Annotated in this window: 25 protein-coding genes and 1 tRNA gene; 16 read left to right on the forward strand and 10 right to left on the reverse strand. The window is 57.2% G+C overall.

What is annotated here, in order from left to right; all coding sequences use genetic code 11:
- Window positions 1-2: 2 nt before the first annotated feature.
- Genes ACR0B3_RS10725 through ACR0B3_RS10750 form a run of 6 tightly spaced genes read right to left on the reverse strand, consistent with a single transcriptional unit; the run spans window position 3 to window position 7,058 of the window.
- On the reverse strand, window positions 3-587 hold the full coding sequence (locus ACR0B3_RS10725) for an amino acid synthesis family protein (protein ID WP_480809050.1): 585 nt from the start codon (window positions 585-587) through the stop codon (window positions 3-5).
- Window positions 584-1,165, reverse strand: coding sequence for an amino acid synthesis family protein (locus tag ACR0B3_RS10730; RefSeq protein ID WP_480809051.1), 582 nt, complete (start codon window positions 1,163-1,165; stop codon window positions 584-586). Before ACR0B3_RS10730 ends, ACR0B3_RS10725 begins: the two co-directional genes overlap by 4 nt.
- Complete coding sequence (locus ACR0B3_RS10735; protein WP_480809052.1) at window positions 1,152-2,015, reverse strand: UPF0280 family protein; 864 nt, start codon at window positions 2,013-2,015, stop codon at window positions 1,152-1,154. The genes ACR0B3_RS10730 and ACR0B3_RS10735 overlap by 14 nt, the downstream gene beginning before the upstream one ends.
- Window positions 2,012-3,496, reverse strand: a complete 1,485-nt coding sequence (locus tag ACR0B3_RS10740) for a 6-hydroxynicotinate reductase (RefSeq protein WP_480809053.1) — start codon at window positions 3,494-3,496, stop codon at window positions 2,012-2,014. The genes ACR0B3_RS10735 and ACR0B3_RS10740 overlap by 4 nt, the downstream gene beginning before the upstream one ends.
- Entirely contained in the window at window positions 3,496-6,231 is a 2,736-nt protein-coding gene (locus ACR0B3_RS10745; RefSeq protein ID WP_480809054.1) for a molybdopterin-dependent oxidoreductase, read from the reverse strand. Before ACR0B3_RS10745 ends, ACR0B3_RS10740 begins: the two co-directional genes overlap by 1 nt.
- Window positions 6,231-7,058: an FAD binding domain-containing protein gene (locus ACR0B3_RS10750; protein WP_480809055.1), complete on the reverse strand. Its 828-nt coding sequence runs from the start codon at window positions 7,056-7,058 to the stop codon at window positions 6,231-6,233. Before ACR0B3_RS10750 ends, ACR0B3_RS10745 begins: the two co-directional genes overlap by 1 nt.
- 167 nt (window positions 7,059-7,225) lie before the next feature.
- Between ACR0B3_RS10750 and ACR0B3_RS10755 the strand changes: the two genes are divergently transcribed.
- From ACR0B3_RS10755 to ACR0B3_RS10785, 7 genes are read left to right on the forward strand one after another with little or no spacing between them, the layout of a single operon-like run.
- Entirely contained in the window at window positions 7,226-7,963 is a 738-nt protein-coding gene (locus ACR0B3_RS10755; RefSeq protein WP_480809056.1) for a GntR family transcriptional regulator, read from the forward strand.
- A 5-nt stretch (window positions 7,964-7,968) separates the two neighbouring features.
- A complete protein-coding gene (locus ACR0B3_RS10760) occupies window positions 7,969-8,994 on the forward strand; it encodes an ADP-ribosylglycohydrolase family protein (RefSeq protein WP_480809057.1) in 1,026 nt (341 codons plus the stop codon).
- Window positions 8,991-9,923, forward strand: a complete 933-nt coding sequence (locus ACR0B3_RS10765; protein ID WP_480809058.1) for a PfkB family carbohydrate kinase — start codon at window positions 8,991-8,993, stop codon at window positions 9,921-9,923. The genes ACR0B3_RS10760 and ACR0B3_RS10765 overlap by 4 nt, the downstream gene beginning before the upstream one ends.
- Window positions 9,924-9,964: 41 nt before the next feature.
- Window positions 9,965-11,005, forward strand: a complete 1,041-nt coding sequence (locus ACR0B3_RS10770) for an ABC transporter substrate-binding protein (RefSeq protein WP_480809059.1) — start codon at window positions 9,965-9,967, stop codon at window positions 11,003-11,005.
- Between the two features lie 28 nt (window positions 11,006-11,033).
- Window positions 11,034-11,897, forward strand: a complete 864-nt coding sequence (locus tag ACR0B3_RS10775; protein ID WP_480809060.1) for an ABC transporter permease — start codon at window positions 11,034-11,036, stop codon at window positions 11,895-11,897.
- Window positions 11,894-12,679 (forward strand): ABC transporter permease, encoded by a 786-nt coding sequence (locus tag ACR0B3_RS10780; RefSeq protein WP_480809061.1) that lies wholly within the window; start codon window positions 11,894-11,896, stop codon window positions 12,677-12,679. Before ACR0B3_RS10775 ends, ACR0B3_RS10780 begins: the two co-directional genes overlap by 4 nt.
- Complete coding sequence (locus ACR0B3_RS10785; protein WP_480809062.1) at window positions 12,679-13,710, forward strand: ABC transporter ATP-binding protein; 1,032 nt, start codon at window positions 12,679-12,681, stop codon at window positions 13,708-13,710. The genes ACR0B3_RS10780 and ACR0B3_RS10785 overlap by 1 nt, the downstream gene beginning before the upstream one ends.
- Window positions 13,711-13,718: 8 nt before the next feature.
- Here the strand turns inward: ACR0B3_RS10785 and ACR0B3_RS10790 are convergent, their stop codons facing one another.
- Window positions 13,719-14,153: a GNAT family N-acetyltransferase gene (locus tag ACR0B3_RS10790; protein WP_480809063.1), complete on the reverse strand. Its 435-nt coding sequence runs from the start codon at window positions 14,151-14,153 to the stop codon at window positions 13,719-13,721.
- Between the two features lie 155 nt (window positions 14,154-14,308).
- On the opposite strand from ACR0B3_RS10790, the gene ACR0B3_RS10795 reads away from it, so the two are divergent.
- Complete coding sequence (locus ACR0B3_RS10795) at window positions 14,309-15,475, forward strand: reductive dehalogenase (protein ID WP_480809064.1); 1,167 nt, start codon at window positions 14,309-14,311, stop codon at window positions 15,473-15,475.
- Window positions 15,476-15,512: 37 nt separating this feature from the next.
- Here ACR0B3_RS10795 and ACR0B3_RS10800 read toward each other — a convergent pair.
- Window positions 15,513-15,602: transfer RNA gene (locus tag ACR0B3_RS10800), tRNA-Ser, on the reverse strand.
- Window positions 15,603-15,806: 204 nt separating this feature from the next.
- Between ACR0B3_RS10800 and ACR0B3_RS10805 the strand changes: the two genes are divergently transcribed.
- The 8 genes from ACR0B3_RS10805 (at window position 15,807) to ACR0B3_RS10840 (ending at window position 23,408) form a co-directional block, all read left to right on the forward strand.
- Complete coding sequence (locus ACR0B3_RS10805; protein ID WP_480809065.1) at window positions 15,807-17,138, forward strand: SPOR domain-containing protein; 1,332 nt, start codon at window positions 15,807-15,809, stop codon at window positions 17,136-17,138.
- A gap of 18 nt (window positions 17,139-17,156) precedes the next feature.
- Window positions 17,157-18,323 (forward strand): D-alanyl-D-alanine carboxypeptidase family protein, encoded by a 1,167-nt coding sequence (locus ACR0B3_RS10810; RefSeq protein ID WP_480809066.1) that lies wholly within the window; start codon window positions 17,157-17,159, stop codon window positions 18,321-18,323.
- Window positions 18,320-18,946, forward strand: coding sequence for a dTMP kinase (gene tmk, locus ACR0B3_RS10815; RefSeq protein ID WP_480809067.1), 627 nt, complete (start codon window positions 18,320-18,322; stop codon window positions 18,944-18,946). The genes ACR0B3_RS10810 and tmk overlap by 4 nt, the downstream gene beginning before the upstream one ends.
- Before the next feature lie 7 nt (window positions 18,947-18,953).
- Window positions 18,954-20,072 (forward strand): DNA polymerase III subunit delta', encoded by a 1,119-nt coding sequence (locus tag ACR0B3_RS10820; RefSeq protein ID WP_170758987.1) that lies wholly within the window; start codon window positions 18,954-18,956, stop codon window positions 20,070-20,072.
- Window positions 20,072-20,878 (forward strand): TatD family hydrolase, encoded by an 807-nt coding sequence (locus tag ACR0B3_RS10825; RefSeq protein ID WP_170758989.1) that lies wholly within the window; start codon window positions 20,072-20,074, stop codon window positions 20,876-20,878. Before ACR0B3_RS10820 ends, ACR0B3_RS10825 begins: the two co-directional genes overlap by 1 nt.
- Window positions 20,875-21,672, forward strand: coding sequence for an MBL fold metallo-hydrolase (locus ACR0B3_RS10830; RefSeq protein WP_480809068.1), 798 nt, complete (start codon window positions 20,875-20,877; stop codon window positions 21,670-21,672). Before ACR0B3_RS10825 ends, ACR0B3_RS10830 begins: the two co-directional genes overlap by 4 nt.
- A 44-nt stretch (window positions 21,673-21,716) precedes the next feature.
- On the forward strand, window positions 21,717-22,649 hold the full coding sequence (locus ACR0B3_RS10835; protein ID WP_480809069.1) for an AEC family transporter: 933 nt from the start codon (window positions 21,717-21,719) through the stop codon (window positions 22,647-22,649).
- Between the two features lie 72 nt (window positions 22,650-22,721).
- Window positions 22,722-23,408 carry a CbiX/SirB N-terminal domain-containing protein gene (locus ACR0B3_RS10840; protein ID WP_480809070.1) on the forward strand — a complete coding sequence of 229 codons (687 nt, stop codon included), beginning with the start codon at window positions 22,722-22,724 and terminating at the stop codon, window positions 23,406-23,408.
- Between the two features lie 25 nt (window positions 23,409-23,433).
- On the opposite strand, the gene ACR0B3_RS10845 is transcribed toward ACR0B3_RS10840, so the two are convergent.
- Together ACR0B3_RS10845 and ACR0B3_RS10850 are read right to left on the reverse strand one after the other, a co-directional pair.
- Entirely contained in the window at window positions 23,434-24,432 is a 999-nt protein-coding gene (locus tag ACR0B3_RS10845; protein WP_480809071.1) for a diguanylate cyclase domain-containing protein, read from the reverse strand.
- Complete coding sequence (locus ACR0B3_RS10850) at window positions 24,429-25,016, reverse strand: heme NO-binding domain-containing protein (protein ID WP_480809072.1); 588 nt, start codon at window positions 25,014-25,016, stop codon at window positions 24,429-24,431. Before ACR0B3_RS10850 ends, ACR0B3_RS10845 begins: the two co-directional genes overlap by 4 nt.
- Window positions 25,017-25,128: the final 112 nt, after the last annotated feature.

Consider the following 25,128-nt stretch of genomic DNA (forward strand, 5'->3'; position numbering starts at 1 on the left):
TCCTAACGAAGCCCGTCTTTGCCCTCTGCTTGATCGTGGGTCAAGCCGCCAACCCGAGGTAAAGGCCGCCCGCTGTCGGTCACAGCCACGGCTACCATGATCTCATTGGCACGCGGCGCATCGTTCAGCCGCACTTCAATTCCATCAAAATGGCTGCGCACATAGGCCGCATCCTTGTGCCCAAGTGGCACATCCAGCACCTGACCGGGCGATCCCATCTTTTTCGATGACGGCACCAAGGCAGCCCCTTTTTCTACCTCTTTGCGCAGGGGCGCACCCAGTTTGGGATGCAGGATTGCGGCGGCATGTTCCAACTCGCCGTTCTCGCCCACCATGGCCGATTTGCCATAGCTCTCTGCCTGTTCTGGAGTGATGCCAAGCGCTTCTACGCATCTGCGGCCCAACAATGTGCCGAGTTCTGCACCGATCTCCATCAACGCGCTCAGGTCTTCGGTATAGGCACCTGCAAACGGGTTTTCGATGACCGCGACGGCAACAGCCTTGCGCGTGGTCGGGTCGATCTTTCGCCCGATTTCGGAATGCGTTTCTTCGATGTTAACAGCGATTTTGCGAATCTTGGCGCTCATCTCAGGCCGTCCTCTCCTTTGATATCTTTGGCAGCCAGACCTCCGGCTCGATCATGGATTCGAGGCCCCGTACTCATCACCAGAATGACGGCCATTTCATTGGCTTTGGGCGCATCATTCAAGCCAAGCTCCATACTGTCAAAGTGGCTGCGCACGTAAGAGGCATTAATGTGCGTGATTGGCACATCAAGCCGCCCGCCTACTCCCGTGACCTTCTTGGTCGAAGGGACAATTGCATTTGAGTTATCTAAAAGCTCGCGCATTGCATAACCGCCTGGGGCGTGCCACAGCGCTCCGTGCTCCAGCTCTCCCGCCTCGCCGATCATCGCGCCTTTGCCGTAACCTTCGATCTTATCCGCACCGCCAAGCATCTCGACCAGGCGTTGGGCCATTTGCAGCCCCAAAGGTTTGAGGTCTTCCATGAACCACTGAATGTCAGGTTCGTACCGCCCGGCAAAAGGGTTCTGGATGATGGCAATTGCCGCTGCGCGGTACAGCGGGATTTCGGGCGCCGGGCCGCCTTCGTGGAATATTTCTTCGACAGAATAGGCTGTTTTTCGAACATTAAGCTTGGACATGCTGTTTCTCTTGTTGGAACGGTAGTATGTGCGCGCCGGTTGAAACGGCACGACCCTGCAGGAACAAGCCCGCAGACGCAATGTGCGCTTGGGCCTGAAGGGCAGTTGCCCGATTGAGGCCACGGGCCAAGGCGCGGTCGCAGTCTTTGGCCGACAGCGCACCACAACCGACTGTGACCGGCAGTTCCCCCAGATCACTGTTTTCGTCAACATCACAGGCGGCGCGACGTGTCACGGACGGATGGCCCGGCAGATCCACCGCGTTGGCGATGAGGGTTGCGGCCACATCGGCCGCAGCCGCCGATTTGGCCAGCGCCGTCACACTGTCCGCAATGCCCAAAGATAAGCTGCGCCCGTGACGGCCCGAGGTCGCGATACCCCTGATGCCATCGCTGTGCTTTACATCAATCCGGCCCAGTTCTTCGCCATCATACGCCATGATCGAGGTTTTAAAGGCGGCTCCCGGCGTCAGATGTAACGCGATGTCCCCGCCATTGTTGACATAGGCACGCGCGACGTCTGCGTTTTGGGTCATAGCGGCAAGAACCTCATCCGCGATGCTTCCGGCTACGGCAGCCATCCGCGTGACATATCCAAAATGAACCAGTGGCAAGCACGCGTCATGCATCCGACGTGCGACCGTGCCCATCGGGCGCTTGTTAAGTGGTGATAACATCGCGCGGAGATTTGACAGCTCATCAACAACCTCAGCAATGATCGTTTCGAACCGGTTTGCTGCGGCCCGATACGCCCGATCACGATCTCCTTCGGCCCAAACAATCAGGTCGCTTGGGCCATGCTGCAAATGCAGCCGTTGGCCATCGGGCAAAAGGCACGCGCGCAGCGTCATTCGGCATCTGCCTTCCAATTGAAGTTTCCAAGGTCCATCGGATCCCCAGCATTGGGGTTTTGACGTACGTGACGCGCCTGATCAGAATTAATGTCGCTGACACGCCGCATGTGGTCCACATGCCCGCCCAAGGCAGCGTAGTCTCTGACGCGCAAGGTAAACTCGATGGGTGCAACAAGCGCAGGAGTCGGGACATAGCCGAACGAGTTGGTTGGCATGTCCAACACATCGACCATCACTGTGATCCCGCCACCGGGCCAAACATAGGCATCAGCCCCGCCACATGACACGTGTGTCAGCGCGTCCTTGACCGATTTGGTCAGGCGCACAGGGTTTTCGGTAACGCCTGCGCGCAGCGATCCCCCGGCCCCGCCCATGAACAGAACCGAACAAACCGAAGGCTCGCAGTTTTCTGCAATCAACGCCGCCGATGCCGCCAGTTTCTCGGGCACATCCCGTTGTTGCGGAACAAGATCAGCGTCGAGCTCGTAATAAGAAAACTGCTCACCTGTGGTGGACACCATAAACAACCGCAGCCCTTCCCAGGCTGTTTTGGGATTGAAGGGACCAAGGATTGCCAGCGGGTCTTCGATATCGGTGCCACCCCAACCTGTGCCGGGCTCTGCAACTTGAAAATATCGCCCAGGGGTCGAGCGGCGCCCTTTGATCTTGATCCCGGTTGCAGAGACATCAAGTTGCTTGCCTGTCTCGTGCTCACTGAGTACCCCGGTAATGTGGTCATCCACCACCACAACATCATCTACATGACCGATCCACTGCTTCGGGAACATGCCAATCGTGGCTGAACCGCAGCCGACGCGCATCAAGCTTTCCGTCACGCCGTTGATGATTGGGGCTTTACCCGCCTCGATCACAACCTCAGTGGCATGGTCTTCTTCGCCGATCACCATCGTCACCGGCTCACGGTTGCATAACCGCAACAATGCGTCACAGGTCACGCGGCCTTCTTTCTTGCTTCCACCAGTCAGGTGCTCAACCCCACCTAGCGACAGCATTTTCGAACCGTATTCCGAGGTCATCACATGACCGATAGGTTCTCCATCCACCCGCACCACATCGCGCTCATGACCGATATGCCGATCAGTGTCGATTTTCACCTTCACACCGCAATAGCTGAAGATGCCCTCGGTCACGACCGTGACCATATCAACACCCTCAACCTCTTGGCTGGCGATAAAGGGCGCAGGTTTATAGTCCGGATATGTCGTTCCTGCGCCTACGGCTGTCACAAACTGACGCTCACCCTTGAAGATATCGCCATCCCATTCATCGGACGCGCCTTCGCCCATGAACGGGACAAGATCCTGCCCGCTTTGGATGATGGTCAGCGGATCAAGCCGAACCAGTTCGCCGTCGTGGTTTGCATAGCGGTCACAGGCTCCGGAGTTGCCATCGGCGATATAGCACATCACCGGGCACGCATCGCAGCGGATCTTTTCTGGCTTTGCAACATCCGTCATCAGGAATTTCTCTTTTTGAGGGCCGCATGAACGACACTGGGGATAGCCGGCCCTTTGAACAACCGAACACCAGTCGCATGCTTGATGGCGTTCAATAAAGCGGGTGCGGTCGGGATCAACACATGTTCCCCCAGTCCTTTGGCCCCATACGGACCATGCGCGTCAGCTTCTTCGATGATAATCGTCTCAATGGGGGGAATGTCCCCGATAGTCGGGATCAGATAGTCATGCAGGTTCTCGGTTCGGCCCGGGATGTATTCCTCCATCAGGGCCATGCCGAGGCCTTGTGCAATGCCGCCATGCACCTGACCTTCGACCAGCATTGGATTGATGGCCTGACCAACATCATGCGCCGCCACGAATTTCACCGGCTTGACCGTGCCCAGCGCTCTATCCACCTCGACCACGGCCAGATGCGCGGCATAGCCAAACTGCGCGTAAGGATGCCCCTGCCCGTCCTTGTTCAAGGGTTTGGTCGGCGGATCATAGGTTTCTTCTGCGCGCAGAACATAGCCTTCCGCATCTGCGGCAAGGAGGGAAAGGTCAAGCACCTGAATCCCCACGGAATCAGTTGCCTGAATTTCTCCGGCCCTGAAGTCCAACATCGCATCTTCGGCAACGTTCAAGCGTTCTAGGATCATCGCCCGCAATGCCTGACCCGACAATCGCGCCGCATTGCCCGACACAAAAGTTTGGCGCGAGGCCGAAGTTTTGCCTGCGTCAGGTGTCACATCCGTATCCGCGCCGACGCGCAGGATCTGGCCTGCCTCAACCCCAAGCGCGGTGGCAAATATCTGTGTAATAACGGTATTGGCCCCTTGGCCGATATCCATCGCACCCTGATGCAATACTACTGTGCCATCTGCGCGAATACCGCATTTGATGGTCGAGGGGTTGGGCAAAGACGTGTTGCCACACCCATACCATCCGCTGGCGATACCCACACCGCGTTTCACCGTATCATTTTCGCTGTTGAATGCTTCGGCAACTGCGCGCTCTTCCACCCAGGCAGACCTTAATGCTTCAAGGCAGGCTTTGATCCCAACGCCCTGGTCAAAAACCTGTCCGCAAACGGTCGGCACACCATTGTCCAATGCGTTCAAAATGCGAAATTCCAGCGCATCCATTCCCAGCTTTTCAGCCAGATCGTCAAAAAGGCTCTCCTGCGCGATGGCTGCCTGAGGTACGCCAAAACCGCGAAACGCCCCGGACGGCGGGTTGTTGGTGTGCACGCCCTTGGCCTGCGCGATATAGTCAGCCACGCGGTACGGTCCCGAAGCATGGACCGGCACACGATTGGCCACTGTTGGACCCCAACTGGCATAGGCGCCTGTGTCGAAGCTGCCACGAAACTCAAAGCCACAGAGCTTTCCCGCCTTATCCGCGCCGATCCTAAGCGTGATGTCCGAGGGGTGTCGCTTGGTCGAGCTTTGCATGGATTCAGCGCGTGTATAGCAAAGCCGCACCGGCTTACCCGTCTTCAGCGCGGCAAGCGCCAAGTAAGGCTGCACACTCATATCCAGCTTGGCACCGAAGCCCCCGCCGGTCGCAGTTGGGATCACACGTATGTCCGATCGATCCAGTCCCAGAACTCGTTCAAGCCCCTCGACATCCATAACGGGGGCCTGGGTGCAGGCGTGCACCTCAACACGACCGCTCACAACTTCGGCGAAACCGGCCTCGGGTTCGATATAGGCATGCTCAACAAACCCGCTTTCAAACCGACCTTCGACTGTTACATGCGCACGCGCCAAGGCTGCATTCGGATCACCACAGGTTACAAACCCCGTGCACATCACATTGTTGTCGCGCCCATCGTGGAGCTGCACTGCCTCTTCGTCCTGGGCTGTACCCATGTCCTCTAGCGCGGGTAATTCGGTCCAAGTGATCGGCAATAATTCCGGGTCAACCACGCGCAATGCGTCCCGCGTGCCGATCAGGGCCGCAACGGCCTCGCCCCTGAAACGCGTTTCCCGCTTGGCAAAAACGGGCTGGTCTTCAAAACCCGGTATTACGCCGAAATTGTTCTCTCCGCTCACGTCTGAAGCTGTCAGAACGGCTTCCAGCCCAGCCGCCTGCGCGAACCCCTTCAGGTCCCCAATTTCAAAGGCCGCTCGGGCAAAGGGCGAACGTATAACCAGAATTTCGAGGCATCGCACAGGTGCGATATCATCCCCGTATTTGACGGTTGCCGACACTTTTTCGATCCCGTCCAGATGCTGGACCGCATCACCCACCTGCCCCGCTGTCGCGGTGGCAACCGAAGGCGCACCCATGACAGCGTCAATGATTTTACGGTAGCCTGTGCAGCGACACAGCACACCCCCCAAGGCATCTTGCACTTGCGCTTCGGTGGGTTCGGTCACGTTCCTTAGCAAGGCAACCGCGGATACCAACATACCGGGTGTGCAGATCCCGCATTGCGCGGCTCCATGATCCAGAAAGCTCTGCTTTAGCTTGGCAGCGACCGGATCATGAGCATGCAGTCCCTGCACTGTCTCAACTTCGCGCCCTGCAACCTGATGCGCCGGGGTCAAACAGGCGCAAACAGGCGCACCATCAACCAGCACGGTACACGCCCCACAATCCCCCGCATCACAGCCAATCTTTACATCGCGTTGACTCAAACCTTCGCGCAGAACGTCAGACAAACGTTGGCCTGGGTAATGCAACGGGGCCTCATCGCGCCCATTTAGGCGAAATGGCGTCGGAGTACCTGAAAGCGCTTTGTTCATCACGACACCGCCCTATGAATGGCCCGCTGAATCTGGTGCCGCACGGCATCGAGCCGATACGCGCTCGATCCTCTTACGTCATCAATCGGCGTCAACGCCGTAACATCATCATGTGAAATCCTGACATCCGAGGGTTTCTGGCCGATCAGTCTCGCCTCTAGCGCCGTAAGCCGCTGAGCGACGGCGGAGCAGGAGCCAACGGCGATGCGCGCGTCGGCAATCCTTCCGTGCACATCCAATAGGATGTTTGCCGCTGTCATGGCAATGGAGATGACCAAATAGCGGCGGCTGCCCAATTTCTCGAAACCAGATGTCATACCAGCAGGCAGTTTCGGCACAATGATCGCAGTTACCAACTCGTCTTCTTTCAGCGCCGTTTGCCGGACACCCCTTATGAATGCACCAAGGGGCAATACGCGCGGGCCCTTCGCTGCGCTTGCGATCTCTACCTCAGCATTCAGTGCAAGCAGTGGTGGAACACCATCTGCCGCTGGAGATGCGTTGCATATATTCCCAGCTATTGTGCCTGCGTTCTGAATTTGCAAGCTTCCCACCTCACGGGCAGCCTGCTTCAGCGCATCGAAAGCCCGAGGAAGATCCGCCTTCACCACATCCGACCATGTGACCGCCGCACCAATCCTAATAACGCCTTCAGACTGAGCGATGTCCCCGAAACCCTCAATTCTGGTGATGTCCAAAAGATTCTCGAGATGCTGCCCTGCTTTCAACGCGGGGTAAAAATCTGTGCCGCCCGCAATAACGCGGACCCCAGCCTGCTGAAGAAGTCCCAGCGCATCTGGCAGCAAGCTTGGTTGAGAGTAAGCCATGCACTAATCCACTTTCGTTAGCGTACTAATGATAGAAGTGGAAGTTTACCAAAGTCAACAAAACTGTCCCGTGAACATTCGCGGCTGGATATGCATCGCAGGAGGACCCGAACCAAGTCCCCAAGCGCCTGAGTTGACAGATGGGCGAATCGGAATAAGGTACAAGCATGAACATGTCTGAACATGAGGTAACAAGCACTGATCGGATCGGCGCGCCGAAATCCGTCAGGATCGCGCTTGAGCTTGAGCAAGAGATCCGATCAGGCGGGCTGGATACAGGTGCCCCGTTGGCCAGTGAGAATGCGCTGGTCAAGCGGTTCTCGGTCAGCAGGAACACGATTCGCAAAAGTCTGGATATCCTCAGCCGCAAAGGTCTGATCACCACCCGGCGCGGCATCGGTTCGTTCGTTACCTTCGGGGGTAAAACAATCGATGACCGCAAGGGGTGGAGCGTTGCGCTTTCCTCGGGCGAGACAGAGCTTGGCACGCGAATTCTACGACTCGCACGCGGAGAAATGGATCTTGCGGACGCGCCTGAAACTGTTGGCAACGATGTCCTGATGGTTGATCGTTTGCGGTTTCGGGTAAACACCGGTCAGGGCGTTTCGCTGGAGCGCAGCCGAGTTCCCTGGCGTTCGGAATTTTCCGAAATCATCGACACAGGACTTGAAAACGGGTCTTTGACCGAAACGCTTCGTATTCGCGGATTGGTCGTCAACGGCGGCAGCGAATGGGCAAGCGTGTTACCCGCCCTGAGCACTGAGGATGCCGCGCTTATGGGACGCGTGGCAGGGGAACCGATGTTGCGGTTGTGCCGACTGACACGTTCGGCCGATGGCGACGCGCTGGAATTTGTCGAGAGCATTCTGGACCCGGACCTGTTTGGTTTGCACATGGAGTTTTGACGACCGTGACTGCCCGGGACATAGCATATGATCGAGCTTGTGGTGCTCTTGCAGGAATGGCCATCGGGGACGCGTTAGGAATGCCGTCGCAAACACTGTCGCGTCCTGAAATCGCGCGTCACTATGGCGAGATTACAACCTATGTTACGCCATTCCCCGACCATCCTGTCTCACATGGCCTTCAGGCAGCGCAGGTAACAGATGACACCGAGCAGGCAATTCTGTTGGCCCAAAGGCTTGTAAAAGACGGTAGTGAGTTCGATGAGGCCCAGTGGGCCCAAGACCTTATGGATTGGGAACGCGACGTTCATGCGCGGGGCTTGCGCGATCTGTTGGGCCCATCCTCCAAAGCGGCCCTTGCAGCGATGTTGAATGGAGAGCCTGCCAGCGAAACGGGGCGAAACGGAACCACGAACGGTGCCGCGATGCGAATAACGCCGGTTGGGGTGTCGTGCAGATGTGAACCTATGTCCGATTTTTTGGACCGCGTGGAACTGGCCTGTCGAATGACCCACAACACGGGCGAGGCCATCGCGGCCGCGGCGGCTGTCGCCACGGTTGTCAGCTGTGGTGTGGACGGGTTTGATTTCGACGCGGCGCTCGGCCCGGCGCTGGACGCAGCAGAGCAAGGACAGAAACGCGGCTATCCAGTTGGCGAGGCAAACATGCGTCGTCGGTTTTCAGACGCGCTGGACCTCGCCGATCAAGGCCTATCCGAGGCTGACTTTGCACAAGCTGTCGGAACTTCGGTCGCCTCGGTTGAATCTGTTCCGGCGGCATTTGGAATCGCACGGATGGCGGCAGGTGATGTCTGGAAAGCCGCCCGGATCGCGGCCAACATCGGTGATGACACCGATACAATCGGTGCGATTGCCGGTGCAATGACCGGAGCCTGCACAGGAATGGACTCCATAGCGCCCGCTGTTCTTGCCCCGGTTCGTGCTGCCAACTCCTTGCCCATCGAAGCGATTGCGGAACAGTTGCTTTCGCTTCGGGACTCGTCTGAGAAAAAGATGAGGGTCGCGAGATGACGAACCGTCTTTTGCAGATGTCGGGTGTTGTGGCTGACCTGCTCTATCAGATCGAAGCTGTTCCGGCGGCAGGCGAAGAAGCCATCGTCAAAGATTTTTCCATCACACCCGGGGGCGGGTTTAACGCCATGGTGGCCGCAAAGCGCGCCGGCATGATGGTGTTCTATGGTGGCTCGATCGGGTCAGGCCCCTTTGCCAAGATCGTGCGTGAAGGTCTTAACACCGAAGGTATCCCTTTTCTGCGATCGCAAGACCTGACGCGCGATCAGGGCTGCTGTACCGTGATGATCGACCCTCAGGGTGAGAGGACATTTGTGGCCAGCGACGGTGCCGAGGGGCACGTTACTGCCGAAGACCTGGCGCAGATCAGCTTTGCCGAGTTCGACTGGACGTTGTTGTCGGGCTACGCGCTGCATTATCCCGGCTCGCGGGATGCGTTGTGCCAGTGGCTGTCTGCAGACGAGGGCATCAAAAATCTGGTTTTTGACCCCTCACCCATTGTCGCCTCTCTCCCTCGTGAAATGCTGCAAACAGCGCTGAAGCGGGCCACGTGGATCAGTGCAAATGCGCGCGAAGCGGCTGTTCTGTCGGGTCACACAGACCCTGTTGCCGCCGCCAAAGCGCTTGCTGCCACGCGCCCCAATGAAGGCGGTGCAGTTGTTCGGCTGGGGGAAGAAGGCTGCATTCTGGCGCTGCCCGATGCCCTTCACCATATCCCGCCTTACCGCGTTCAGGCGGTAGACACCAATGGTGCCGGAGACGCCCACATCGGCAGCTTTATCGCGCGATTGGCGCTTGGTGACACCCCAAATGAAGCCATCACTTACGCAAACGTCGCGGCGGCTTTGTCAACAACACAACAAGGGCCAGCAACCGCCCCGACCCACGCGGTCGTGGCAGCGGCCCTAAACAAAAAAGAGGCGGGTTGATCGAGAACCAAAGCTAAAGACCATTCAACCGGGAGATCACGATGAACAAACATATCCTATTGGCAACCACAGTTGCCCTGACAACAACGGGCGCGGCCGTTCTGGCCGACGAGATCCGAGTTCTCAATTGGCAAGGTTATGGCACCGACGAAGACTGGGCCATCGCCGCCTTTACCGAAGCCACCGGCCACACCGTCGTTCATGAATACTTCAATTCAGAACAAGAGATGCTGACCAAACTGCGGACCAACCCCGGCGCCTATGACGTGGTTTTGATCAACGCGGCGTTCACACCGCAGGCGCAGGCCGAGGGGCTGATTGGACCCGTGGACAGCGCGCTGGTTGCGAACTTCGGAGATGTGCCCGAAAACCTTGCCGCCAATCAGGACCTCAATGCAGGTGGTGCGCTGCATGGAATGCCGTGGACCTGGGGTCTGACATCATTTGCTGTGAACACCAATGAATTCAGCGAGATGCCGACATCAATTGAAGTGTTCTGGGACTCGGCGCACGAAGGCAAAGTCTCGATCCGTGATGACGCGTTGGAAGCTGTACAATTCGCGGCAATCGCCACAGGTCAGAACATAAACGACATTCAGGATCTTGATGCGATCGAGGCCAAACTTGCCGAGCTGATGCCGCAGATCAAAACCTATTGGGGCTCGGAAAACGACTGGAACCAGTTCATGGCCGCGGGCGATCTGGATGTGGCTACCTTCTGGTCCGGTTCTGCCAGCCGTTCGATGGCGTCCGGTTTGCCGGTGCAGTTCATCGTGCCGGATGAAGGTGCAATCGGCTGGTTGGACGGCCTGTCCATCCCGACCTCATCCACCAAGAAAGAGGCGGCGCACGCCTTTATCAACTGGATGATCGATCCGGAATTCTATGTGAAATGGGCCGAAAGCGGCGCCCCGGCTTCGGCCAATGCAAAAGCTGCCGCAGCCCTGCCTGATGACGCCTTCAACAAACGCATTCTGGGGGATCCCTCCGTTGTAGCGCGTGTCCAGTTCCAGCGCCCGGTTTCTGATGAAAACCGCGAAAAATACCTTGAGCTTTGGCAGGGGCTGAAAGCCGCCCAGTAAGCGCAAGCGCCCAAAGGAGAAAGCAGACATGTCAACGGTTCTCGCCCGGCAAGACAGGCTAAAAATCGTCAGCTTGCTTTCTCCGGCCTACATTTGGCTGACGGTGGCAATTTTTTTGCCGCTGTCAGCGATGCTTTACTTCAGTTTTCTGTCCGACGTGCCATTTGGCGATGCCGAATGGCATTATACGTCTGAAAACTATCAGGCCTTTATCCAGAAATCGACCTACGCAACACTGCTTTGGAAATCCATAAAGCTGGGTCTGACCGTGACGGTGATTTCCGTGCTGGTCGGCTTTCCCTGCGCCTATGTTCTGGCCAAGGCCATCAAGGGCAAGTCGCGCGAAGCCCTTTTTCTTTTGGTCATCTTGCCCTTCTGGTCGAATTCTCTGGTCCGGATATTCTCCTGGGCCATCGTATTGCGTGGAAACGGGGTGCTAGAACTCGGCCTCAACGCGATCCTGCCGTTCGAGGTTGATGTGAACCTGATGTTCTCAACCCCTGCAATCGTAATCGGTCTGGTGCATTCGTATCTGCCATACGTGATACTGACGTCCTATCTGGCCCTGCAGGCCATCGACGACAATCTGATTGACGCCGCCCGATCAATGGGTGCGAACAAACTCACGATCCTGTGGCGCATCATCCTGCCCTTGTCACTGCCCGGACTATTGGCAGGTGCAGTCCTGATATTTGTCCCCGTCGTCGGTTCGTTCATGGAGCCGCGCATATTAGGTGGACGCGTCGGAACCTACTTTGGCACCGTCATCGAGGATCAGTTCGTGGCCGTGTTCAATTGGCCTTTGGGGGCAGCGCTATCCTTCATTCTGCTGGCAGTGGTTTTGGTGATCCTGGCCACCGCCAGCCCGGCGCTGCGGAGGGCACAGACATGAGGAACTCCTATCTGGTTTGGGCAGGCAAGATTTGGCTGGGGTTGATCCTGTTCTTCCTCTACGCGCCTATCATCGTCATGGCGTTCATGTCCTTTAACGCATCCCAATACTATCAACTGCCCTTCGAGTTCTCGCTGAAGTGGTACGAAAAACTGGGCCAGAATACCGAAATCCTGAACGCTGCCACCCGCTCCGTCCTGATTGCGCTGGCCACAACGGTGATTGCCACCATCTTGGGAACAGCCGCCTCACTGGCCCTGTTCCGGTTCGAGTTTCGTGGCAAGCGGTTCCTGCAAGTGATGCTGTTCCCGCCGATTGCAATTCCCTGGCTGATCACCGGCACGGCAATGCTGATCTTTTTCTATGGCGTCGGTCTTGGCCGCGGCACACCTTCGGTTCTGATCGGCCATGTCGCCCTGGCCCTGCCCTACGTAATCGTCGTCGTCAGCGCCCGCTTGGCGACATTTGATCCCACATTGGAGGAGGCCGCACGATCCATGGGGGCCGACAGCTGGACCGTGACCCGCCGTATCACCTTGCCCTGGATCGCCTCGGGGATTATCGCTGGTGCGCTGTTCGCTTTTGCGGTCAGCTTTGATCAGTTCGTCGTATCCTACTTTCTCTCCGAACCCGGAGACAGCACATTACCTGTGCTGATTTACACGTCGATCCGCAAAGGCTTTACGCCGGAAATCAACGCGATCTCGACAATCATCATCGTAATCTCGATGGCCGTGATGCTGTTTGCGGCCCGGTTCTCAAATTTCGGAGGAGAACGCTGATGGCTGATGTTTCTGTTCAAAACGTCACCAAAACCTTTGGGACGCTCAAGGCATTGAACGACGTCACAATGCACTTCCCGGACGGTGGGTTTTTTGCGCTTCTCGGCCCATCAGGTAGCGGCAAGACGACGTTGTTGCGCGCCATTGCAGGCTTTATTTTTGCGGATAGCGGCTCGATCCATATCGGGGATCAGTCGGTCGAACACGTTCCCGTAGAAAAGCGCGACATCGGGATGATGTTTCAGAACTATGCACTGTTTCCGAACATGACCGTCGCCGACAATGTGGGATTTGGCCTGCGCGTGCGAAAAGTCGGCGCAGCCGAGGAACGCCGCCGCGTCGGCGAAGCGCTAGAATTGGTGCAGCTTGGACAATTGGGTGACCGCAAGCCCCACCAGCTGTCCGGCGGTCAGCGGCAGCGAGTGGCTTTGGCGCGCGCAATTGTCACGGACCCGAAAGTGCTTCTACTGGACGAACCTTTGTCCGCCTTGGACAAATCCTTGCGCGTCGACATGCAGATCGAGCTGAAGCGCATTCAGCGCGAGATTGGCATCACCACCATCTTTGTGACCCACGATCAGGAAGAAGCGCTTACGTTGTCAGACAAGATCGGCATCCTTAGACAGGGAGCTATGATTCAGGCTGGCCCGCCGCGTGAGGTTTACAATAATCCTGTCGACGTCTTCACCGCCGAATTCCTGGGAGAAGCCAATATCCTGACGGGACAACTGGCCGCCGAAAGCGCGCGTATCAAGCTACCACACGGCGCAACGCCGCAGTCGACGCTGGCTGTAAGACCCGAGAACATGAGCATATCAAACTCAGAACCCGACGGCGACGAGATATCAAAACTCCCCGCAACCTTGGTGCGTCGCATCTTCGCCGGTGCAATGGCAACCTGCGTTCTGGAGCACAAGAACAACACGTTCAAGGTTATCGCACGCGATCAGGACATCCCGGATTTGCCAGAAGGTGGCCAGATCTGGCTGAGCTGGAAGCCCGAGCACACAATCGTTGTACCGAACGAGTGAGATAAATCCTATCGGCTGATCTTCATCGGCAATATCAGCCCCCAAGGGGTTTGCCGCGCAGGACCGAATGCAGCAAAACCAGCCTTCTTATATGCCGCAATCGCACGCGCATTATCAGGATGTGGATCAGTCGCGACAACCGGGGCACCGGCAACAAATAATCGATTGATGTGCTCTGTAATAAAGGCCGGACCATGCCCACATCCTATCATGTCATGCTCACCGATGAATTGATCGATCCCCCGCGACCCCGGCAGCAGAGAAAGAAAATGATGATCATCCCAACCATGAACGTTGTAGTCCTGAATATAGGCGAACGGGCGTTCTGCAAGTGACACGATCCACCGTTCAACACGCGTGTCTTCTAGTTCCTTGACCGTGCTCGGCTCATCGGAATCCCACCATTCACGAACATGCGGGCGGGACTGCCAAACCGACATCATCTCAAAATCCGCCGGTGTTACTTTGCGAAATGCGTATCGATTTGAAAACGTCATGGCGAACAATAGCAAAATAACGGGCGTATGAGGCACCTATCGTCAGATATTTGCGCCCGACACCCTTTGACAACCGCCCCGCCTCACCGCATCGTCCCGCTATGAACTACCCTTCCAATCACCCCCAACGACCCGACGATTCTGACGCAGGAATTGAGGTCACGGATGACTTTGAACGCTTTCAGCAGCGCAATGATATTTTCACCCGAGCATTCTGGGATGAACGGATTCGCACCAAACAAACCGACGCTTTCTTTGCCTCATACCGGATGGAGGCGACGCCACGACGTGGTGACGGTTTCACCCAACGCGACTTTGCACTCAGAAATGCAGCCTGGCTGATTTCAGATTTGATCTCGGAACGAGGGGGCGAGACCGGCAGACGCGAGGGCTTTCAAGCACCTATCAACAACGACACACCGGTTGCCCCAACGCAGCAAGAGGTCGACGATCCTGTTGCGATGGCAGATGAAATCAAACGCATCGCAAAATTCTTTGGGGCTGACCTTTGTGGCATCACGGATCTGGACACACGGTGGCTCTATGCCACCCGCGTGGACACCCGGGATTTCTCGGACGCGCCCAACGACCTGCCAGAAGGCATGACATCGGTCATTGTAATGGGCCACCAGATGGATGAGGACCTCGTGGCCACCTATCCATCTGCGTTGGCCGGAGCCGCCACTGGTCGAGAATATTCTCACGAAGCCAGCATCGTTATGCAGCTTGCAGCCTACATTCGGAATCTGGGCTATGAGGCCACAGCCTCAATGAACGACACAGGCCTTGTGATCCCCTACGCGATCAAGGCCGGCTTGGGCGAATATGCCCGCAATCAGATGGTGATAACACCGCAATTCGGTCCGCGACTGCGGTTCTCGAAGGTGTTCACCAACCTCCCGCTGGCCCACGATGCACCTAAACCCCTTGGCGTTCGTGCGTTTTGCGACATCTGCACCAAATGCGCCGATGCCTGTCCTGTCAAAGCGCTGCCCTACGGCCCGCCAGAAACAACCGATGATCCATCGGCCATCAAAGGCGTGCGCAAGTGGACCTCTGACGCTGCGAAATGTTTTGGATTTTGGGCCAAACTGTCATCTGACTGCGCGATTTGCATGCGCGTCTGCCCGTTCAATCGAGACTTTTCGACTTGGCAGCACCATTTCTGGTTGAAACTGGCGCTCTCACCATTTCGCAAATTCGCCCTCTGGCTTGACCGCAACCGAGGAAAACGCACAAAACCAGCTGATTGGTGGGAGTCCTCTTGATAGAGCGACAACAATTCTGAGCGGAGGAACATATGAGTGGCGGGGAGACAGGGATTCGAACCCTGGGAACGCTCTCACGTTCAACGGTTTTCAAGACCGCCGCATTCGACCACTCTGCCACCTCCCCGCGTGAGGCAGGGTCTAAGGCGAGTTGAGCGCAGAGGCAAGCCATAAACGGGGAAATATTGCCTAAGCGAGTGCAGCAGTCTTTCCATGACCGGGCGCTCACGCTATGATCCGACGCAGAGACCGCATGAGACTGGCAACAAGAACCAGCAATACGCGGTGGGGCGCGGCCAATTTGGCCTTGTCAGGCAAGGGATTGAGAAAAATGGAGCGAGCTACGGGCACACGCTTTGGGCCACAACGGCTGGCAATTCTGGTCGTGGCCATGGCAGCACTGGCTGGATGCGAAGAAGGGTTCCTCACTTCGGAAGACCCTCCGGAAGACACCGCTGTAGATAATGCAGATAACACCAATCGGTTTGAATTGTTCCCCGAAGCGGCCTCGGGGCAACAGCGCGATGTTGAAGCGCCAGAGATCTTTCAGGTAACAGAAGCGGGTCTTTGGGACGGACGGCCTTCGCTGGGTGGCATTTGGGTCGCGCACCCCGATGTGACGCAACCTGAGCGTGTTGTCATCAAAAACACGGCGAACAACAAAACCGTCACCGGAGCCCTGTTCCGACGCGAACGGAACTTGCCCGGACCTGCGCTGCAGGTTTCGTCTTCGGCAGCAGAGAAATTGGGCATGCTTGCCGGTGCGCCAACCAAGGTTCAGGTCGTCGCCCTACGGCGAGAGGCTATTGAAGAGCCCCCTGCGCCGGCTGAGGCGGAGCCGACCGAAGACGCAGAGGCTACGGAAGATACCCAAACCGCCGAAGCGTCGAACACCCCGGATACCGACGCGGCTGAGGTGGAAAAGCCACAAAAGCGCAAATGGTGGCAGAAAAAGCCCAGCACAGAAACAGCGGCCGGAGCAGCCGTAGTTGCGGGTGCAGCAGCGGGGGAAACGGTCGCTTCCACTGATACCGATACGCCCGCCGCTGACGTTGCAAGCACCGATCTGGCAGCAGCCGAAGCCCCGGCACCTGAGAAACCGGCCAAACGCAAATGGTGGCAAAAGAAACCAAGCGACGAGCCCGCAGCGGCCGCCGCTACGGCTGCAGCAGTTGCTGAGGCAGAGACCGCTTCGCAAGAAACGCAAGCGGCCGCCGTGCAGGAACCACAAACGGCCGCATTGTCAGAGCCCGAGGTGACGCCACCGGCTGAGAAGCCTGCAAAACGGAAGTGGTGGCAGAAGAAAGACCCCAACGAAATCACCGAAACACCGCTGGACCCAATTGCCGGTGCAGCGGCGGCCATAGAAGCGTCTGAACCAACAGCTGCAGCGGCTCCGGTCGCAGCGAGCGCCACGACGGCTGGCGGATTGGTCAAACCGTTTGTTCAGGCGGGAACCTTCAGTGTTGAATCCAACGCCCGAAGTGCCGCCGAAAAGATCCGCCGCAACGGCATGACCGCCGAGGTGCTGGAGCTTAAGAGCGAGGACAAATCGGTCTGGCGCGTTCTGGTCGGGCCAGTCGCGACTCGCGCTGAACGTCGGGCGATGTTGAACGATGTAAAAGACCTCGGGTTCACCGACGCCTTCACGGCCAAAAACTGACAGAACAGGAGGCCCATGATGTTTTCCGCTTTGCGATCAACCACTCTGGCCCTTGGGTTGGCGCTGATGGCGCTGCCTGCACATGCGTTCGATACGACTGCGCGCGCGGCGTATGTGATTGACCAGAAAACCGGGACAGTGCTGCTGTCCAAAGATGCTGATCAGCCTCTGCCCCCGGCGTCCATGTCGAAACTCATGACACTCTATGTGGCTTTTGAAGCCCTGCGGGATGGGCGATTGACCTTGCAGGAGACATTGCCCGTGTCGGAGCACGCCATGAGTTATGGCGGTTCGACCATGTTTCTGAATACACAAGATCGCGTGACGGTCGAGGATCTTCTAAGAGGAATTATCGTACTGTCGGGCAACGATGCTTGCGTGGTAATCGCCGAAGCGCTTAGCCCCGACGGGACCGAGGCCGGGTTCGCCCGGTTCATGACCCAACGTGCGCAGCAGATGGGCATGAATCACTCAAACTTTGCCAATTCCAACGGCTGGCCCGCAGCCGGGCACATGATGTCGGTGCATGACTTAGCGGTCTTGGCGGATCGGCTTATTACGGATTTTCCCGAATACTACCCGCTCTTCGCCGAAGAAGAGTTCGAGTTTGATGGCCGCGCACCTTCGAACGCACGCAACCGCAACCCGCTACTGAAGCTTGATATCGGGGCTGATGGCCTCAAGACAGGCCATACGCAAGAGGCCGGGTACGGTCTGGTTGGTTCGGCCAAACAAGGTGATCGCCGCGTTGTTTTCGTCCTCTCCGGTCTCGACAGCACCGCCAAGCGCGCAGAGGAGGCTGAGGCCGTGGTTAACTGGTCGTTTCGAAATTTTGTCGAGAAGACAGTTGCCAAAGCGGAAGAACCGGTAGCCCAGGCCAAACTTTGGATGGGGGCGGAAAAGACGGTTGGGCTGGTCCCCGAGGGCGATCTGACCCTGCTGTTTCCGGTGTTGGGAAACAAGGATATCGAGGCCGAAGTTGTCTATGAAGGCCCGATCAATGCGCCTGTTCGCAAAGGGCAGCAATTGGCTGAGTTGGTCATCAAACCCGAGGGGTTGCCTGAGATTCGCCGTCCTTTGGTGGCGGACAAGGACGTACCCATAGGCGGTTTCCTTGTGCGCATGATGACGGTTGGTGGCATTGTCCTGAAAGACGTGATCAACACTCCGCTGGAGCAAATGTGACCACACGCGGGACGTTTCTGACCTTTGAAGGCATTGACGGATCGGGCAAGTCTACGCAGGCCCGCCTTCTGGCCGAGCACCTGCGCCGCGAAGGGCGCGATGTCGTTTTGACCCGCGAGCCCGGCGGCTCTGACGGGGCCGAGGAAATCCGTAGCCTTGTGCTGCAGGGTGATCCCGACCGGTGGTCGGCCGAGACCGAAATCCTTCTGTTCACCGCTGCCCGGCGCGACCATCTGGAACGCACGATCGAGCCGGCGCTGGCCGAAGGCAAAGTGGTGATCTGCGATCGTTTCGCTGACAGCACGCGGATGTATCAGGGTTTGTCGCGCGGTGATCTGCGCGGCTTGGTCGATCAGTTGCACAATCTGATGATCGGGCGGGAACCCGACATGACTTTGTTGATCGACATGGACCCGGAAACCGGTCTGTCCCGCGCCAAGGGGCGTCAGGGAGCTGAAGAGCGGTTCGAAGACTTCGGACTGGACCTGCAACAGCAGATGCGTGCCGGGTTTCTGTCCCTCGCAGATGAGTTTTCCGACCGGTTTCGCGTCGTTGATGGCAATCGAGACATGGACAGCGTCGCACGGGATGTGACAGACATTGCTATGACTTACATGCGATAGACCGGACATGAGCGACGACACCCCAACCCCGGACCAAGCCCCTGGAGCGCCGCATCCGCGCGAAACGGCGCGGTTGTTCGGTCAGGATGCGGCAGAACAAGCGTTTTTAAGCACATATAACTCGGACCGGTTGCATCACGGCTGGTTGCTGACAGGGCCGCGCGGGGTCGGAAAAGCCACGCTCGCATGGCGTATTGCACAGTTCTTGCTGGCGACACCTCCGGCAGATGATGGAGGGTTGTTTGGCGCTCCGCCGCCTCCGACCACTCTGGATGTTGACCCGGATCATCCGGTCGTGCACCGGATTATGGCAGGGGCTGAGCCCGGCCTTGCTGCGATCACGCGCTCTGTCAACGATCAGGGGCGGTTACGCAATGAGATCGTGGTCGATGACATCCGCAAACTCGGACGGTTCTTCGGCCTGTCCTCTGCCGATGGCGGTCGACGTATTGTCATTGTGGATTCTGCGGATGAAATGAACGTCAGCGCGGCCAATGCGCTGTTGAAGATGCTTGAAGAGCCGCCCGCGCGCACGACGTTGTTGTTGGTATCACATCAACCCTCGCGCCTGCTGCCGACGATCCGATCGCGCTGCAGGACGTTGCGGCTTGCTCCGCTTGGGCCCGACGACATGCAGGCGGCCTTAGCCCAGACCGGCACCGAGACCCCCGGTCAGGCCGATCATCTGGCGGCACTTGCCGCCGGATCCGTAGGCGACGCGGTTCGACTGATCAATCTGGGTGGGCTCGAATTGTACGCTGAGTTGATCGCCATTTTAGGCACCCTGCCCCGGCTCGACCGGCAGCGTGCGCTAAAGCTGGCTGAAAGCGCCGCGCAACGCGGCGCTGCCGAACGGTTCGACCTACTGCTTTCGCTGATCGATGTTGCGCTTTCACGTCTGGCGCTGACGGGCGCAACTGGTGCGGCCCCAGTGCCCGAAGCCGCCCCGAACGAGGCCGAAACCCTCGCGCGTCTATCAAATTCACCCCACAAGGCGCGCCAATGGGCCGAGGTCGCCGCCCTCATCACGGCGCGCGCGCGGCATGGGCAGGCGGTGAACCTTGACCCTGCCTCGCTTGTCCTAGATACGGTGTTCAAGATACAGGAAACCGCCGGTCACAGCTGATGAGCCTCACCCCCGAAATTACCGACAGCCACTGCCATCTGGATTTCCCGGATTTCGATGGTCAGTTGGACGACATCATCGCTCGGGCGGCTGAAGCTGGCGTGACCCGCATAGTGACGATCTGTACCCGGCTTCGCAATGAACCTTCCGTCCGCGCCATCGCCGAAACCCACGCCCCAGTGTTCTATGCTGCAGGCACCCACCCGATGAGCGCGGCCGAAGAGCCGATGGCGAACGTGGATGAATTGGTCGCCCTTGCCCAGCATCCAAAGTTCGTAGGCATTGGCGAAAGCGGGCTTGACTATCACTACACCGCCGAGTCGGCAGATGTGCAGAAACAGTCGCTACGCGTTCATATCGAGGCAGCCCAGCGCACTGGGCTGCCGCTGATCATCCATGCCCGCGCCGCAGACGATGACATGGCCCGCATTCTGGCCGAAGAGCATCGCAACGCCGCCTATTCCTGTGTCATGCACTGCTTTTCTTCGTCGGCAGAGCTGGCCCGGGCTGCGCTCGATCTAGGGTTCTACCTGTCGATGTCCGGAATCGCCGCCTTCCCCAAAAGTCAGGAGCTGCGCGATATCTTCGCCGCAGCCCCGATCGACCGCATACTGGTCGAAACCGACGCGCCTTACCTTGCTCCGCCGCCCTATCGCGGCAAGCGGAATGAGCCTGCGTACACCGCACACACGGCCCGCAAAGGGGCCGAGGTCTTTGGCCTCGACTACGCTGAATTCGCTGTGCACACGCAGGCAAACTTTGATCGGCTTTTCACCAAAGCAGCCACATATAAGGCGGCTGCATGAGCGAACTGCGCCTGACAATACTTGGCTGCGGGTCTTCTGGCGGCGTTCCCCGATTGGGCGGCGTCTGGGGTGATTGCGATCCCGAGAACCCCAAGAACAACCGCCGGCGTTGTTCTTTGTTGGTTGAACGCGATGGGCCGGATGGTACGACATCGGTTCTGATCGACACTTCACCGGATATGCGCAGTCAATTGCTGGACACCGGGACCGGGCGTTTAGATGGTGTAATCTACACCCATTCGCACGCCGATCATACCAACGGTATCGACGACCTACGTATGATCGTTTTCAACATGAAAACCCGTGTGCCTATCTGGGCTGATGGTGATACGCAGAACGACCTGCTTAGCCGATTTGGCTATGCTTTCGTTCAACCCGAAGGATCGCCCTATCCCCCTATTTTGGACCTCAAGACAATAAATGGCCCGTTTGAGATTTCTGGCCCCGGTGGCGAAATCCCATTCCGGCCATTTCGCGTAAATCACGGCTCAATTGACGCCCTTGGTTTCCGGATGGGAAATGCCGTGTATCTGCCTGATGTTGCCGAAATTTATGACGACAGCATGGCCGAGCTGACCGGCTTGGATTGTCTGATCATCGACGCGCTGCGCCGCTCTCCTCATCCGACCCATGCGCATCTGGACAAAACGCTGGGCTGGATTGAGCAACTGAAACCTGAACGCGCCGTGTTGACCAACATGCATATCGATTTGGACTATGCGACGGTCGACTCCGAAACACCGGATCACATCACACCGGCCTTTGACGGCATGGTGATCTGGCAACCTCTGTAGGGCAAGCCGCTGGGCTTTCTTGCGATACCCCGTTTGGCACCGCCATGTTCCAAAGCCTGATTGATGTCATTCTGCCAGTTTTTCTGGTCATTGGAGCCGGGTACACCGCTACCCGGTCCGGCTATTTCAAAGAATCCTATGTCGACGGTCTGATGCACTTCACGCAGGGGTTCGCCATTCCCTGTCTGTTGTTTCTGGCCATCGCTAATCTTGATCTAAGCGCCAGTTTTGATCCCCGTCTTCTGGCCAGTTTCTATTCAGCAGCGGGGCTGTGTTTCATCGCAGGGATGGTTGGTGCACGTTTCATATTCAAGCGCGAATGGGAGGACGCCGTAGCCATCGGCTTCTGCTGCCTGTTCTCAAACTCGGTTTTACTGGGATTGCCGATCACGGAACGCGCTTATGGGCCAGACAATCTGACCGGCAATTTCGCGATTATCGCTTTCCACTCGCCCTTTTGCTATTGCGTCGGAATCACCGTGATGGAGGTTTTTCGAAATCGCGGCCACGGTGGGACGCGGATGGTGACGTCGGTTCTGTCGGCCATGTTCAAGAACGCGCTTATTCTTGGCATCTCATTGGGCTTCATAGTGAACCTCACAGGGTTCATGATACCAGCAGTCGTTGATGAAGCCCTAAATCTGATCACACGCGCTGCTCTGCCGGGCGCATTGTTCGCTTTAGGTGGTGTTCTGGTCAAGTACCGGCCAGAAGGCGATCTGCGGACAATTCTGTTTGTCTGCTGTATCTCACTGATGGTGCACCCAAGTCTGGTGTGGCTGTTCGGATCAGCGCTTGCTTTGCCTCAGGATTTGTTCCGATCGGGTGTCGTAACAGCCGCGATGGCCCCGGGGTTCAACGCTTACATCTTTGCCAATATGTATGGACGGGCGAAACGAGTGGCGGCTTCGTCAGTTCTGATCGGAACTGCCGTCTCGATATTGACCGTGTGGTTTTGGTTGACCCTATTGGGATAACAATTTTCTTAAGCTTTCATTGACTCTGTTCGCCCGAAAGACATCTATCGCTGAACCCATTCGGAGCCCTGCATGCCACACGCCGTTATCGTCGCCCATGGCCAGCCTTCTGACCCGGCCCCCGCCGAGGCATCGCTGGCAGCTTTTGCCAGGGAAATTGATGCCTTATGTGAACGGGTTTCAGTGTCATCGGCCACATTGGCGGCCCCTCAGGCGTTAGAAAATTGCCTGGATAATCTGCCCGAAGGCACAGCAATTTACCCTTTGTTTATGGCGCGTGGCTGGTTTGTCACCAGCACCCTACCCAAGCGGGTCGGATCACGGCCAGTAAAGATCCTGGATCCTTTAGGGATCGATCCGGAACTGCCTAAGCTGGTTTCGACGGCTGTGCATCAAGAACTGATGGCCCGTGGTTGGGACGCCCAAGACACAGACCTTGTGATAGCGGCACATGGGTCAGGCCGCAGCGCCAACCCTGCAGTTATCGCAATGGGCTTTGCAGAAAAGCTGGGTCAAATAGTCAAATACAAAAGCATCCGCACCGGGTTTGTTGAGCAAACTCCGACCATTGCCGAAGCGGCCGCCAATTGTGGGCCCAATGCACTCTGTCTGCCCTTCTTTGCCTGCACCGGTGGACATGTTCTGGAGGACGTTCCACAAGAACTGGCCCGCGCCAACTTCTCGGGTCATGTCATGCCGGTGATCTCGGAGCTCCCCCAGGTCGAGCGGCACATTGCGGCAAGGCTTGATGCCATTTAGCGGCACCACACAGTTCCGCGCAAATTCAGCCGGATTGCTGCGCATCCGACAATTCGCAATAAAACCGATGGCAGGACCGCCCATTTCGCTTCGCCGCATATAGCGCAAGATCAGCAGCATGCAGAATATCGTGCGCTTTCGGCACCTCGAACTGAGTAGAGAGCGCCGTACCAATACTTGCCGAAATCCTGCAGTCTGCCCCCTCAAACTGTATTGGCTCGCACAGGCGCGAGATGAGCCGCCGGGCAATTCCGTCAAGCGTTGGGCGGTCAATCATCCCTTTGAAGATCAATACAAATTCATCCCCACCGATACGGGCAACCGTGTCATCGCTTCGTGTAACATCCAGCATGATTTGCGAGGCCTGTTGCAGCACGTAGTCCCCCGCCGCATGGCCCAATCGGTCATTGATCGATTTAAAGAAATCCAGATCCAGATGCATCAATGCAAAGGTCGATTTAGACGCGATCAGATGCCCCAGGATATGATCCATTGCACGCCGGTTCTCCAGCCCGGTCAATGTGTCGGTGTAAGCTTGTTCTTCGGCAGCAAGCCGCGCACCTTGCAGACGGAGGTTCAGCGAGCGTGAAGCCTCCATCGCAGCTGAATTCGCCTCAACCAGATACAACAATTCAATCGCCAAATCGGTGCCAGAAAAATCACCACTGGTCAGCGCGTAATCCCGTACGGCGTCGAGTATGGAAATACCGAAAGACAGATTGATCACCGCGCCTCGGCCGCACGGATACGGGGCGATCAGCCCTTTGAACGCGGTCTGAGGGTGGTCTTGGAACCTGAGGCGCAGCATTCGATCCGACAGCGCCATCATCTCTGCCACCGCAGTGATGGATCTGGGCCGCACGAGCTCAAAAATGTCTAGAAAGTTTCGCCCGGCCAATGGCCGATCCGGGCGTAATTTCTGCAACGTTGGACCGACACGACCGATCAGCCCCGCGTCATCGACAAGGACATACATCGGACACAGTGTATCCAGCAGAGAGCCAAGGTGTTCAGTCTTGATCATGGTTTTCGCGCCCCAAGATCAAAATCACGCCCTTCAGTAAATGCGCTTTCAATCAATGTGATTGAAATAACCTCGGTCTCGCTTTGATTGCCTTGATTGGAAAGAAAAACCAACGCCCCGTAGTCATCTGCCATCGCGCGCAATATGCCAGTCATGACACTGGCGTATCCCGGTAAGCCCGGAGCACAGTGCAGTTGATATTCTGCTGCTGAATGCTCCAGCAATTCCAAATCCGGCAACTTAAGGTCTGAAACAGCAAGACGCACGCGATCCGACAAGTCATCCAGCGAATGCAGAAATTCAACATAGGTCACACCTCCGAAACGCAGCAATCGTCGCAGATCTTCCATATTCGGGTGAGAGACCAGATATGTACCAAGGTCTTCAAGAAACTCGGATTTTGAACGTTTCAAGTCCAGACAGAGTACGTCCAGGACACGGGTCGAAATGTCTGCATCATAAATCAACATTGCCTCAAACTCGTCGAACCCCAGCTCAGCCGCTTGGGTCGCACGCAGCCAGCATTGTCGGCCATAAGTGGCGCAGACAAATGATTGGATCGCCCTGTTGATCAGCCCGTGCATGAGTCGCCCCAGATTGAGATTCAACCTCAGGTGATCCCAGAAAGCTTAACAAATGCCCAAAATCCGCAATGGGATCATGAGAATGCAATCTAGTTACAAAGTGAAACTCAGG

It is taken from the genome of Ruegeria sp. CE9, from assembly GCF_056537425.1.

Coding starts and splice junctions, on each gene's coding strand:
- ACR0B3_RS10820 (WP_170758987.1), top strand. CDS start 18,954: ATGAGCGACGACACCCCAACCCCGGACCAAGCCCCTGGAGCGCCGCAT.
- ACR0B3_RS10785 (WP_480809062.1), top strand. CDS start 12,679: ATGGCTGATGTTTCTGTTCAAAACGTCACCAAAACCTTTGGGACGCTC.
- ACR0B3_RS10775 (WP_480809060.1), top strand. CDS start 11,034: ATGTCAACGGTTCTCGCCCGGCAAGACAGGCTAAAAATCGTCAGCTTG.
- ACR0B3_RS10750 (WP_480809055.1), bottom strand. CDS start 7,058: ATGGCTTACTCTCAACCAAGCTTGCTGCCAGATGCGCTGGGACTTCTT.
- ACR0B3_RS10790 (WP_480809063.1), bottom strand. CDS start 14,153: ATGATGTCGGTTTGGCAGTCCCGCCCGCATGTTCGTGAATGGTGGGAT.
- ACR0B3_RS10825 (WP_170758989.1), top strand. CDS start 20,072: ATGAGCCTCACCCCCGAAATTACCGACAGCCACTGCCATCTGGATTTC.
- ACR0B3_RS10740 (WP_480809053.1), bottom strand. CDS start 3,496: ATGACGGATGTTGCAAAGCCAGAAAAGATCCGCTGCGATGCGTGCCCG.
- ACR0B3_RS10755 (WP_480809056.1), top strand. CDS start 7,226: ATGAACATGTCTGAACATGAGGTAACAAGCACTGATCGGATCGGCGCG.
- ACR0B3_RS10730 (WP_480809051.1), bottom strand. CDS start 1,165: ATGTCCAAGCTTAATGTTCGAAAAACAGCCTATTCTGTCGAAGAAATA.
- ACR0B3_RS10845 (WP_480809071.1), bottom strand. CDS start 24,432: ATGATCAAGACTGAACACCTTGGCTCTCTGCTGGATACACTGTGTCCG.
- ACR0B3_RS10850 (WP_480809072.1), bottom strand. CDS start 25,016: ATGCACGGGCTGATCAACAGGGCGATCCAATCATTTGTCTGCGCCACT.
- ACR0B3_RS10805 (WP_480809065.1), top strand. CDS start 15,807: ATGGAGCGAGCTACGGGCACACGCTTTGGGCCACAACGGCTGGCAATT.
- ACR0B3_RS10770 (WP_480809059.1), top strand. CDS start 9,965: ATGAACAAACATATCCTATTGGCAACCACAGTTGCCCTGACAACAACG.
- ACR0B3_RS10795 (WP_480809064.1), top strand. CDS start 14,309: ATGAACTACCCTTCCAATCACCCCCAACGACCCGACGATTCTGACGCA.
- ACR0B3_RS10810 (WP_480809066.1), top strand. CDS start 17,157: ATGTTTTCCGCTTTGCGATCAACCACTCTGGCCCTTGGGTTGGCGCTG.
- ACR0B3_RS10840 (WP_480809070.1), top strand. CDS start 22,722: ATGCCACACGCCGTTATCGTCGCCCATGGCCAGCCTTCTGACCCGGCC.
- ACR0B3_RS10735 (WP_480809052.1), bottom strand. CDS start 2,015: ATGACGCTGCGCGCGTGCCTTTTGCCCGATGGCCAACGGCTGCATTTG.
- ACR0B3_RS10780 (WP_480809061.1), top strand. CDS start 11,894: ATGAGGAACTCCTATCTGGTTTGGGCAGGCAAGATTTGGCTGGGGTTG.
- ACR0B3_RS10725 (WP_480809050.1), bottom strand. CDS start 587: ATGAGCGCCAAGATTCGCAAAATCGCTGTTAACATCGAAGAAACGCAT.
- ACR0B3_RS10830 (WP_480809068.1), top strand. CDS start 20,875: ATGAGCGAACTGCGCCTGACAATACTTGGCTGCGGGTCTTCTGGCGGC.
- ACR0B3_RS10745 (WP_480809054.1), bottom strand. CDS start 6,231: ATGAACAAAGCGCTTTCAGGTACTCCGACGCCATTTCGCCTAAATGGG.
- ACR0B3_RS10765 (WP_480809058.1), top strand. CDS start 8,991: ATGACGAACCGTCTTTTGCAGATGTCGGGTGTTGTGGCTGACCTGCTC.
- ACR0B3_RS10835 (WP_480809069.1), top strand. CDS start 21,717: ATGTTCCAAAGCCTGATTGATGTCATTCTGCCAGTTTTTCTGGTCATT.